Origin of the sequence: Streptomyces ureilyticus (assembly GCF_011045025.1) — a bacterium.
Lineage (GTDB): Bacteria > Actinomycetota > Actinomycetes > Streptomycetales > Streptomycetaceae > Streptomyces > Streptomyces ureilyticus.
This window is the reverse complement of the sequence record NZ_JAAKZX010000279.1, coordinates 1-10,318: the sequence shown is the minus strand read 5'-3', so window position 1 is coordinate 10,318 and position 10,318 is coordinate 1. Positions and strand designations below refer to the sequence as shown.

8 protein-coding genes and 1 pseudogene are annotated in these 10,318 nt (G+C 68.6%); 4 read left to right on the top strand and 5 right to left on the bottom strand.

Translation table 11 applies throughout. From position 1 onward, the window contains the following. From G6048_RS43535 to G6048_RS43520, 4 genes are all read right to left on the bottom strand, one after another. Window positions 1–671 (bottom strand): beta-galactosidase (locus G6048_RS43535; RefSeq protein ID WP_206342859.1); only part of this gene is annotated, 671 nt, incomplete at its 3' end. A gap of 59 nt (window positions 672–730) precedes the next feature. Then, window positions 731–2,062: an ABC transporter substrate-binding protein gene (locus tag G6048_RS43530; protein WP_165345143.1), complete on the bottom strand. Its 1,332-nt coding sequence runs from the start codon at window positions 2,060–2,062 to the stop codon at window positions 731–733. A gap of 83 nt (window positions 2,063–2,145) precedes the next feature. Continuing rightward, window positions 2,146–3,096, bottom strand: coding sequence for a carbohydrate ABC transporter permease (locus G6048_RS43525; protein ID WP_165345142.1), 951 nt, complete (start codon window positions 3,094–3,096; stop codon window positions 2,146–2,148). A 4-nt stretch (window positions 3,097–3,100) separates the two neighbouring features. Further along, window positions 3,101–4,030 carry a carbohydrate ABC transporter permease gene (locus G6048_RS43520; RefSeq protein WP_165345141.1) on the bottom strand — a complete coding sequence of 310 codons (930 nt, stop codon included), beginning with the start codon at window positions 4,028–4,030 and terminating at the stop codon, window positions 3,101–3,103. A 279-nt stretch (window positions 4,031–4,309) separates the two neighbouring features. Between G6048_RS43520 and G6048_RS43515 the strand changes: the two genes are divergently transcribed. Beyond that, window positions 4,310–5,299 (top strand): LacI family DNA-binding transcriptional regulator, encoded by a 990-nt coding sequence (locus G6048_RS43515; protein WP_165345140.1) that lies wholly within the window; start codon window positions 4,310–4,312, stop codon window positions 5,297–5,299. A 33-nt stretch (window positions 5,300–5,332) separates the two neighbouring features. Here G6048_RS43515 and G6048_RS43510 read toward each other — a convergent pair whose 3' ends face one another. Next, window positions 5,333–7,537, bottom strand: a complete 2,205-nt coding sequence (locus G6048_RS43510; RefSeq protein WP_165345139.1) for an acyl-CoA dehydrogenase — start codon at window positions 7,535–7,537, stop codon at window positions 5,333–5,335. Window positions 7,538–7,733: 196 nt separating this feature from the next. Between G6048_RS43510 and G6048_RS43505 the strand changes: the two genes are divergently transcribed. From G6048_RS43505 to G6048_RS50560, 3 genes and pseudogenes are all read left to right on the top strand, one after another. After that, complete coding sequence (locus tag G6048_RS43505; RefSeq protein ID WP_165345138.1) at window positions 7,734–9,299, top strand: MFS transporter; 1,566 nt, start codon at window positions 7,734–7,736, stop codon at window positions 9,297–9,299. Between the two features lie 129 nt (window positions 9,300–9,428). After that, a complete protein-coding gene (locus G6048_RS43500) occupies window positions 9,429–10,079 on the top strand; it encodes a class I SAM-dependent methyltransferase (RefSeq protein ID WP_165345137.1) in 651 nt (216 codons plus the stop codon). Window positions 10,080–10,113: 34 nt separating this feature from the next. Next, a pseudogene (locus tag G6048_RS50560) lies at window positions 10,114–10,318 on the top strand (N-acetylmuramoyl-L-alanine amidase); the annotation flags it as partial.

Genomic DNA, 10,318 nt, shown 5'->3' with positions numbered 1-10,318 from the left:
GTGGGGTTCGGGTGGGAGCCGGTCAGCCGGGGCGGCAGGATCTGCTCCCACTCGCTGTAGCGCTGGGACCAGAAGGCCGTGCCCCAGGCGTGGTTGAGCGCCTCCAGGGTCGTATAACGGGCGCGCAGCCAGTCGCGGAAGGCACGGGCGGCGTCGTCCGAGTAGTCGTAGATGTTGTGGCAGCCCAGCTCGTTGGAGATGTGCCAGGCCACCAGGGCGGGATGACCGGAGTACCGCTCGGCCATCTTCTCCACCACGCGTAGCGCGTACTTACGGAACACCGGCGAGGTGGGCCGCCAGTGCTGCCGCGCCCCCGGCCACACCGTCTCACCGGAGGCGGTCACCGGAAGGATCTCCGGGTGCGCCGTGGTGAGCCAGGGCGGCGGGGACGCGGTGGCGGTGGCGAGGTCGACCCCGATGCCGCCCGCGTGCAGCAGATCCATGACCTCGTCGAGCCACCCGAAGTCCCACTCGTCCTGGGCCGGCTGGATGCGGGCCCAGGAGAAGATCCCCACGGAGACCAGGTTGACGCCGGCCTCACGCATCAGCCGTACGTCTTCCTCCCACACCTCACGAGGCCACTGCTCGGGGTTGTAGTCGGCGCCGTACACGAGGCGTGGTGTGGAGTCACCGTCCGGCCCGTGCAGCTGGGACAGGAGGGTGGAGATCATGGTGGTCCTTCCGGTGTGTCGCACGGGCGGCGTGGGGCGTACCTCGGCTGCTCGACCGACTACTCGACGGTGAAGCCCTGCTCCTTGCCGTACTTGACGGAGGCGTCCTGCCAGGACTTCAGGCCCTCGGAGAGCTTGGTGTTGGAGACGTACGCCTTGCCGACGGTGTCGTTGAAGATCGAGTTGGCGTACTGCTGGAAGGGCAGGTACGACCAGTCGCTGGACACGTTGGCCGCGGACTCGGCGAAGATCTCGTTGGCCTTCTGGCCGCCGAAGTACTCGAACTCCTTGCCCTGGAACTCCGGGGACTCCAGCTCCGCCTTGGTCGCCGGGAAGGCGCCCTCGTCGATGCGGGTCTTCACACCGGCGCCGGAGTTGGCGTACTCGGCGAAGGCGTAGGCGAGTTCCTTGTTCTTGCCCAGCGTGGGCAGGGTCAGGGAGCTGCCGCCGTTCTCCGCGCTCGCCTTGTCGCCCTTGGTCCACTGGGGCATGGGGGCCGCACGCCAGTCACCGGAGGCGTTCGCCACACCGGTGACGAAGTTGGCGGGCATCCAGGCGCCGGTGACCAGGGTGGCGATGGTGCCGTCGCCGAGGCCCTTGTACCAGTCGTCGGTCCAGCCGTTGATGGGTGCGACGAGCTTCTCGTCGATGAGCGGCTGCCAGGTGTCGGTGTACTTCTTGGCGCCCGCGTCGGAGAAGTCGACCTTCACGTTCGTGCCGTCGACCTTGTAGGGACGCGAACCGGCCTGCCACAGCATGCTGGTCGTGCCGCCCGCGTCACCGGCGTCGGCGGCGATGAAGGACTTGGGGTCGGCCTTGTTCAGCTTGCGGGCCGCCTCGACGTACTCGTCCCACGTCGTCGGGACCGCGATCTTGTGCTTGTCGAAGACCTTCTTGTTGTAGAACATCGCCATCGGGCCGGAGTCCATCGGCAGGCCGAAGACGGCGTCACCCTCGTTGACCGCGTTCCACGGGCCGGGGGTGTACTTCTCCTTGAGCTTGTCGGCGCCGTAGGGGGCCAGGTCGCTGAGGCCCTTGGTGAGGGCGTACTGGCTCAGCGCGAAGTACTCGACCTGCGCGACGTCCGGGACACCCTTCTCGGCGGAGATGGCGTTCGTCAGGGCGGTGTAGTGCTTGTCGCCGGACCGCTCGCCGACGAGGTTGATCTTGACCTTGGGGTACTTCTTCTGGAAGTCGGCGGCGACCGTCTTCAGCGTGGGCTCCCACGCCCACACCGTGACCGTGCCGCCCTTCTCCAGGGCCGCGTCGATGTCACCGGCGGAGACCGGCTTGTCGGCGCTGTCGTCCGAGCCGCCGCAGGCGGTCGCACCCAAGGCGAGGACGGAGAGGACTGCGATGCCGCGCATCAGGCGACTTGTGGTTCTGCGCATGGAGGTGCTTCCACTTCTTCGTGGGTGGGACAGGGTGAGGGTTTTGACGTTGTGTGGGGGCGTGGGGCCTTGGGGGACGACGGTCACTCCTTGACGCTTCCGGCGGCGAGTCCGGACTGCCAGTACTTCTGCAGCAGCAGGAACGCGGCGATCAGCGGCACGATCGTGAGCAGCGAACCGGTGATCACCAAGTTGAAGATCACGTCACCGCCGATCGTCTCGGCCTGGGAGTTCCAGGCGCTCAGCCCCAGGGTCAGCGGGTACCAGTCCGGGTCCTTGAGCATGATCAACGGCAGGAAGTAGTTGTTCCACGTCGCGACCGTGGTGAACAGCAGGACGGTCACGATGCCGGGGGCGAGCAGCGGCAGGGCGACCTGGAAGAAGGTGCGCGCCTCGCTGGCGCCATCCACCCGGGCTGCCTCAAGGAGTTCGGCGGGAATCGCCTCCGTAGCGAACACCCACATCAGATAGAGGCCGAAGGGCGAGACGAGCGACGGCAGGATCACCGCCCACGGAGTGTCGGTCAGCCCCATCTTGCTGAACATCAGGAAGGTCGGCACCGCGAGGGCGGTGCCCGGGACGGCGACGGCACCGATGACCGTGGCGAAGACGCCGCGTTTGCCGGGGAAGTCGAACTTCGCCAGCGCGTAGCCGCCCAGGATCGCCAGGAAGGTGGCACCGCCGGCGCCGAGGACGACGTACAGCAGGGTGTTCAGCAGCCAGCGCGTGAAGATGCCGTCGTTGTACGTGAACGTGTCGCTGATGTTGGAGAACAGGGCGAAGTCGTCGGCGAACCACAGCCCGGACGAGTCGGCAAGCCCTTCCTGGGTCTTGGTGGCGCTGATGACCAGCCAGATCAACGGCACCACGGTGTAGAGCAGCATCAGGCCGGTGAGCACGGTCAGCAGCACACTGCGCTTGGGGCGCCCGGGGGTGTGCTTCTTACGGGGCGTACGCAGCCGGGGTGTGCCCTTGCCGGAGCCTGCGGCCGGAGCGGTAGGGGTCTTGGCGGCGGCGGTGAGAGGGGTGCTCATCGGGTCACGCTCCCTTGCGCATGCCGCGAAGCTGCACGATGTAGGCGATCACCATGGTGATCAGCCCCATGATGATGGCGACCGCCGCGGAGTAGTTCTGCTGCTGGCCGTTGAAGGACAGCGAGTACGTGTAGAAGTTCGGCGTGTAGTCCGTCGTGATGGCGTTGCGCGCCAACTGCCGAAGGATGTTCGGCTCGTTGAAGAGCTGGAAGCTGCCGATGATCGAGAAGATCGTCGCGATGACGAGGGCGCCGCGGATGGCGGGCAGCTTGATCGCGGTGATCACGCGGAACTGTCCGGCGCCGTCGATCTCCGCGGCCTCGTACAGCGAGTGCGGGATGACCCGCAGCGCGGAGTAGAAGATCAGCATGTTGTAGCCGACGAACTCCCAGGTCACGATGTTGCCGATCGACGCCAGGACCAGATCGGCCGAGAGCGGGTCGGGCAGGGTGACACCGAAGGCGTCGTTGATGTCGCCGACCAGGCCGTAGCGGGTGCCGTACATGAAGCCCCACATCAGGGTGGCGACGACGGCGGGCACCGCGTACGGCAGGAAGATCGTGATCCGGAAGAAGTCCTTGCCGTACAGCCGCCCGCTGTCCAGGGCGAGCGCGATCAGCAGGGCGATGCCCAGCATGATCGGCACCTGGACGACCAGGAAGAGCGAGACCCGGATCAGGGAGTCCCAGAACCGGTCGTCCTCGAGGGCCTGGGTGTAGTTGTCCAGACCGACGAACTGGGTGCCGCCGATCAACTGGTCACGGAACAGGCTGAGATAGATCGAGTACGCGATCGGCGCCAGGAAGACGAGGGCGAAGACCGCCACGAAGGGGCCGATGAACCCCCAGCCCGTCCATGAGCGGCGGTTCCGTTTCGCCGGGGGCCGTGGTCCAGGAGGCCGGTCCGCGGCCACCGCCGGTTCTAGCGTCGTCATGTCGTTCCTCGTTCAATTCATCCCGGAACCGGCGTTGTGCGCCGCCGAAGATGTTTGCGTAAACATTCCTGTTTGCGAGCGTCCATAGGCTGTTATGTTTACGTAAACATCTGATGGCGGAATGTCTACACTGCCCCGATGACGACGGTCAAGGGTCGGCAGCGGAAACTGCGCCCCGAGCGACTAGGGAGACGGGTGGACACTGCGGACAGCGACTCCGTGCCGCGGACACGGGTGCGCACCAGAACAAGAGCAGGTCGCCGCACACAGAGCGCGTCCATGGCGGACGTCGCGCGGCTGGCCGGCGTCTCCTCACAGACAGTCTCCCGTGTGTCAAATGGTTATACGGGCGTAACCGAGGAGACCCGGCGGCAGGTCCTCGCGGCCATGGAGGAACTGGGCTACCGGCCCAACAGCGCCGCGCGAGCGCTCAAGCGCGGCGAGTTCCGCACCATAGGGGTCATCACCTTCGGCCTGGCCACCACGGGCAACGTCCGTACGCTGGAGGCGATCGCCACGTCCGCGGCGCATGAGGGCTACGCCGTCACGCTGCTGCCCGTCGCCGTGCCCACGCAGAACGAGGTCCGCGGCGCGTTCTCCCGCCTGGGGGAGCTGGCCGTCGACGCCGTCATCGTCATCCTCGAGGTGCACCTGCTGGACGCGGTGACCCTCTCTCTGCCGCCGCATGTGCGCATCGTGGTGGCCGACTCGGATGCCGGGGACCGGTACACCGTGGTCGACACCGACCAGGCGGGCGGCAGCCGGACCGCTGTGCGTCACCTCCTGGATCTTGGCCACCAGACGGTTTGGCATCTGGCCGGGCCCGAGGAGTCGTACGCGGCGGAGCGGCGCGCTCAGGCGTGGCGCACCGAGCTCAGCGAGGCCGGCCGTCCCACTCCCCCTCTCGTGCGGGGGGACTGGTCGGCCGAGTCCGGGTACCGGGCCGGGCTTGAACTCGCCCGGCAGAAGGAGTGCACGGCGATCTTCGCCGCCAATGACCAGATGGCGCTTGGGTTGTTGCGTGCGCTGCACGAAGAGGGCCGGAAGGTGCCGGATGACGTCAGCGTCATCGGCTTCGACGACATCGCGGAGGCCGGGTCCTTCCTGCCTCCCCTGACCACGGTTCACCAGGACTTTGCCGAGGTGGGGCGGCTTTGCGTGGAGGGCGTGCTGCGGCAGATGCGGCATGAGGAGACGGAGCACGGCACGACGCTTGTGCCTACGCGGCTTGTTGTGCGCGGCAGCACGGCACCGCCGCCGCCCCGGTAACTCGGACGCGTCAGCACCGCACGACCCCGCACCTCAGTCTCGCGGCAACCCAAGAATCCGCTCGGCGACCACGTTCAGCTGTACCTGTGTCGTGCCGCCGGCGATGGTGAGGCACCGGGAGAGCAGGAAGCTGTGCACAGCCCGCTCCCCCGCTCCCTCGCACAACGCGCCCTGCGGGCCGAGGAGTTCGAGGGCGAGTTCGGCGACCTTCTGCTGGTGCAGGGTCTGGATGAGTTTGCGTACGGAGGCTCCTGCGCCCGGCTCGATGCCCGATACCTGTTGCATGGTCGTGCGGAGGCCGATGCAAGCCAGCGCGTGCGCTTCCGTGATCAGGGCGCCGAGTCGGAGCCGTACGGCGTCGTCCAAATCCCTGGCCAGGAGCGCCTCGATGCCGGTGCCGAAGGTCAACTGGTCGGCCATGTGGACGCGTTCGTTGCCGAGGGTGTTGCGGGCGACCTTCCAGCCGTCGTCGACGGAACCGACCACCGCGTCAGCCGGGAGGAGGACGTCGTCGAAGTAGACCTCGTTGAACAGTGACTCCCCGGTGATCTCCTTCAGCGGACGGACATCGATACCGTCCGTGTTCTTCATGTCGACGACGAAGTACGTGAGCCCCTTGTGCTTCGGCGCCTCCGGATTCGTACGGGCGAGCAGGATCCCGTGGTCCGCCCGGTGGGCCGAACTCGTCCACACCTTCTGCCCGTTGACCCGCCACCGCCCGTCGGCGGTCCGCTCGGCACGCGTTCGCAGCGAGGCGAGGTCGGACCCGGCGCCGGGTTCCGAGAAGAGCTGGCACCAGAGCACGTCCCCGCTCAGCGTCGGCAGCAGATACCGCTCCTGCTGCTCCCGCGTCCCGTACGCGATGAGCGACGGTACGACCCAGGTGGCGATCCCCAGATCACTCAGCCGTACGCCCGCAGCGGCCAACTCCTCCTGAACGGCGAGCTGTTGGACGGGCCCGGCGCCGAGTCCGTACGGGGCGGGCAGATGCGGGGCGGCATATCCGGTGGGCGCCAATTCGCGCCGTACGGCAGCCGGTTCAAGACCACGTACGCGCTCGACGACCTCACGGGCCTGGGCACGGTAGGCCGTCGCCTCCTCCGGCAGATCCAGCCGCAACTCCCTCCGTACACCGCCCTCCGCGAGCCGCACGGCGCGCAGCCGGTGTACGTCGCCCGTGCCGAACAGCTGCCGCGCCACCACCGCCCGCCGCAGATACAGATGGGCATCGTGCTCCCAGGTGAACCCGATCCCGCCGAGGACCTGGATGCAGTCCTTGGCACAGGAGTACGCGGCGTCCAGGGCATCGGCGGCAGCGAGGGCCGACACCAACTCCCGTACGCCGTCCGGCTCTTGGACTGCCCGCGCCGCGTCCCAGGTGAGCGCCCGCGCCCGTTCGACCCGTACGAGCATGTCGGCGCACAGATGCTTCACACCCTGGAACCGCCCGATGGGCTGCCCGAACTGCTCACGGACCTTGGCGTACTCGGAGGCGGTGTGCAGCGCCCAGGCGGCGGTGCCGCACGCATCCGCGGCGAGGGCGACGGCGGCAAGGTCGCGCACGAGCGCGGAGTCGACGGCGTCGCTGGGGAGCACGCGCCCGGCGGGAACGCGCACCCCGTCCGCCCGCACCTCGGCGGTGGCCCGCGTGGGGTCGGAGCTCTCGTGCGCCCGTACGGCGAGGTCGGCGGCATCGACGGCCAACCACACCACCCCGCTTGCGCTGTCTGAAGCGGGCAGGATCAGCAGGTCGGCGTCGGCCCCGGACAGCACAGGCGGGGCAGTCCCGTCGAGGACGCACCCGCCCCCCTCACGCGAGACTGCGGTCATCGACCCCGCCCCGAAGGCCACGGCCGCCACCCGCTCCCCCGACGCCAGCGCCCGCACCAACCCATGCGCCTCATCCGCCTCATTCGCCTTATCCGTCCCCGCGCGGAGGAGCACGAGCGAGGCGATCAGGCTCGGGACGTACGGCCCCGGCAGCGCGGCCCGCGCGGCCTCCTCCACCACGACGGCGAGGTCCAGGACGTCGCCGCCACCACCGCCGTACGCCTCGGGCAGATGCACGCCGAGCAGCCCCTGGGCAGCGAGCCCGTCCCAGTACGGAGGCCTGCCCTCGCCGGGCGAATCGAGGAGTTTGCGCACCTCCTCGGGAGGCACGGCCCGAGCGATCCAGCCGCGCACGGCTTCGGCCAACTCCCGCTGTTCACGCGTGATCCCGATGCTCCCGATGCCCATACCGGCCTCGCCTCCCCAAGGTCGGCGAAAGATTAGAACACGTTCCAATCTGACGGAAGGTCAGACACCGCCTCAATGTTGACGCCGGGTCAGATGGTCAAGAATTCGTTAGGTACTCAAAACAATGGAATAGTTGCCTCGGCGCACGGGGTTCACCGTGCACGTACCGCACGCACGTCCCCGGAGGCACACCCCGATGCCCGAGCCCCAGACAACGACGGCCCAAGACCCCACACGGGGCCCGTTCGGCGACGATGCCGACGTCGGTACCGGCGCCGGAATCGTCCCCGTACTGGCCTTCGCGGGCATCGTTGTCGCGGTGATGCAGACCCTGCTCGTGCCGGTCATCAAGGACCTGCCGGAGCTGCTGAACACCTCCCCCGGCAACGCCACCTGGGTCATGACCTCGACCCTGCTCGCCGGTGCCGTGGCCACGCCGATCATGGGCCGCCTCGGTGACCTCTACGGCAAGCGGCGGATGCTGCTCACGAGTCTGGCCGTGATGGTGGTGGGTTCGCTGATCGCCGCTTCCACCAGCGAACTGCTCGTGATGATCGCCGGCCGCGCCCTCCAGGGCTTCGCGATGGGCGCCATCCCCTTGGGCATCGGCCTGATGCGCGACGCGCTGCCGCGCGAGAAGCTCGGCTCGGCGATGGCCCTGATGAGCTCCTCGATCGGCGTCGGCGGCGGACTGGCGCTGCCGCTGGCGGCCCTGGTGGCGCAGAACACCGACTGGCACGCGCTGTTCTACGGCGCGGCGGCCATTGGTGTCGTGTCGATCATCCTCACCCTGATCTTCGTACCCGAGTCCCCACTGCGCGCGAAGGGCACCTTCGACGTACTGGGCGCACTGGGCCTGTCCGCGGGCCTGCTCCTCTTCCTGCTCCCCATCACGAAGGGCGGCGACTGGGGCTGGGCGTCGGGCAGGACGCTCGGCCTGTTCGCAGCGGCGGCGGTGGTCCTCGTCCTCTGGGGCGTGATGGAGCTGCGTGTCCAGGCCCCGCTGGTGGACCTGCGCACCACGGTCCGCCGCCCCGTGCTTTTCACCAACCTCGCCTCGATCATGGTCGGCGTAGCCTTCTACGCCGTATCCCTGGTCCTCCCCCAACTCCTCCAACTGCCGACGTCGACCGGCTACGGCCTCGGCCAGTCAATGGTCGTCGCGGGCCTGTGCGTCGCCCCACTCGGCCTGACGATGATGCTCACGGCCCCGGTCTACGCCCGCCTGTCCGCCAAGTACGGCCCTAGGGCAACCCTCATGACCGGCATGCTGATCATCGCGATCGGCTACGGAGCCGGCCTCGGCCTGATGAGCGCGGCCTGGCAGACGGTGGTCATCGCGGTGGTCCTGGGCGCGGGCATCGGCCTCGCGTACTCCTCACTGCCCGCACTGATCATCGGCGCCGTCGACCCGTCCGAGACGGGGGCGGCGAACGGCCTCAACACGTTGATGCGCTCGATCGGTACGTCCGTATCGAGCGCCGTGATCGGGATGGTGCTGGCGAACACGGCGAACCAGGTGAACGGGGTCGCGGTTCCCACGATGCACGGCTTCCGGGTGTCGTTCTTGATCGCTGCCGGGGCTGTGGCGGTGGGGCTGCTGTTCGCACTGCTGCTGCCTCGCCAGAGCAAGGGGCGCGCTCCGCGGGTCGGGCGGGACGAAAGCGGCGGGTCGGCTGTGGCTGAGCCACACGCTCCGCGGGTAAGGCCGCACGAAGACCGCGAGTCTGTTGTGGCCGAGCGCCAAACGCTCCGCGGGTAGGCCGTACGACGGTGCGGGGGATCTGGGGCTGAGGGCGCCCACGATGGGCCCCGGGGAGGAGCCGGGCCCCAGAACTCCCGCTTACGGCACCATGGGCGCCCATAGCCCCGTACAACCAGGAGGACCCCCATGCCCGCAGCCCCCAAGCCCGAAATCCTCACCGCTTTCGAGCAAGCCAAGGGCTTCATGCCCACCCACGAGGGCCTCGCGCTGTACGCCGCCGCAACCGAAGCGGCGGCACTGGGCCTCCCCCTCCTCGAAGTGGGAACGTACTGCGGCCGCTCCACCATCCTCCTCGCAGCCGCCGCCCGCGAGACCGGCGTCACCGCGATCACCATCGACCACCACCGCGGCAGCGAGGAACAACAGCCCGGCTGGGACTACCACGACCCAGAAACAATCGACCCCGAGCTCGGCCGCATGGACACGCTCCCCACCTTCCGCCGCACCCTCCATCAGGCCGGCCTGGAGGACCACGTGGTCGCGATGGTCGGCCGCTCACCCCAGATCGCGGCCTTCTGGCGGACACCCCTCGGCCTCGTCTTCATCGACGGCGGCCACACCGACGAACACGCGACCGCCGACTACGAGGGCTGGGCCCCCCACATCGCCGAGGGCGGTCTCCTCCTGATCCACGACGTCTTCCCCGACCCGAAAGACGAGTTCACCGGCCAGGCCCCGTTCCGCGTGTACCTCCGGGCTCTCGCCTCCGGCGCGTTCACCGAGATCTCGGCCACCGACTCGCTAAGAGTCCTCCGGCGGACGAGCACGGGGAACTGACAGCACCCGGCGGCAGCCCCGTAAGGTGGCTGCCGTGTCGTACGTAGGCCCGGACTTCGATCCCCCCCGCCCGCCGCGCCGCTTCCGGCGAGGACCCCTGACCGTGGCCGTCGCCGCGCTCGTACCGGGCGCACTGGTGGGCTGGCTGGTATGGCAGACGGTGGGCGACCCGGACGGAGGCGGCTCAAACGGATCGGTGGCACAGTCACCGAACACACCCGCACGGGACACCCCCGCAT